Here is a 949-nt window from a genome sequence, read left to right on the forward strand (position 1 = left end):
AAAGTTAAAAAACGGGTCTGGGTATTCTTTGCTGAAGGACAGCGTTCCCTGCCCCATCCCCACTACCGAAAAAGATGCGCACCGCGCCGCTCCTTCAAACCCGACATTACCCATGAGACGGCGGCGTTCAACCACGATCGTACCGGCAAAAGGTTTGTGTTGGCGCTATACCCCGGCGTTGTTGCACAAATGACACGATTTGGCCTCACTCCGAAAGCTCCCGTTAACCAACAGCCCATCGCAAGCCGTTGCAAACCGCGGATTCCGGCGAGGGTCGGCCCGAAATGTGACCATGGCCCGAGTCGCGAACCAGGGAATTGCCGTAGAATCGCCACACCGCCGCGCGGCGCTTTGGCAAAGGGTCGATTTTTCAAGGATAATAGCGTCAGCTTGTTGATTGTGCCGGCGCTTTTCTTTATCCACCGGCGCAACGGAGAGGTGGCCGAGTGGTCGAAGGCGCTCCCCTGCTAAGGGAGTAGAGGTCAAAAGCTTCTCGTGGGTTCGAATCCCATCCTCTCCGCCACCCCACACCGTGCGGGCTTCGGGTGGCAGGCCACCCGAAACCGCATTTTGGGCGTAGGGTGTCGCCCGAAGCTACGAAGTAGCGTAGGGGGACCATGTGGTACGTCTATTTTCTGCAACTCCGTAACGGCGATGTCTATGTCGGATCGATCAACGATCTTCGACGCCGTTTTGATTCGCACCGATCAGGCTATGTGACCTCGACTAAGGCTTATCTGCCTGTAATCTTGAAGGCCTACATCGGGGTTGAAACCGAGGCCAACGCACGGCAACTCGAGCGATATTTCAAGACCGGTTCGGGCAAGGCCTTTGCGAGTAAACGTTTTTGGCCGACAGAGCCTCACTGACGGTCTTAGGACCTATCTATTTGAAATATAAATAAAAACGAACCCAACGAGCTGCTTTTCGCCGACCTCCGTCCCGATTC

General features: G+C 55.5%; 2 protein-coding genes and 1 tRNA gene. All 3 read left to right on the forward strand.

Annotation, left to right across the window (positions count from 1 at the left end; translation table 11 throughout):
- A partial coding sequence (locus tag NKI41_RS33190; RefSeq protein ID WP_352687289.1) for a hypothetical protein occupies nucleotides 1–471 on the forward strand: 471 nt, incomplete at its 5' end.
- Nucleotides 433–523, forward strand: a tRNA-Ser gene (locus NKI41_RS33195). The genes NKI41_RS33190 and NKI41_RS33195, both read left to right, overlap by 39 nt.
- 94 nt (nucleotides 524–617) lie before the next feature.
- Entirely contained in the window at nucleotides 618–869 is a 252-nt protein-coding gene (locus NKI41_RS33200; RefSeq protein WP_352687291.1) for a GIY-YIG nuclease family protein, read from the forward strand.
- Nucleotides 870–949 lie beyond the last annotated feature (80 nt).

It is taken from the genome of Mesorhizobium sp. M0601, from assembly GCF_040320845.1.
GTDB lineage: Bacteria > Pseudomonadota > Alphaproteobacteria > Rhizobiales > Rhizobiaceae > Mesorhizobium.

Coding starts and splice junctions, on each gene's coding strand:
- NKI41_RS33200 (WP_352687291.1), top strand. CDS start 618: ATGTGGTACGTCTATTTTCTGCAACTCCGTAACGGCGATGTCTATGTC.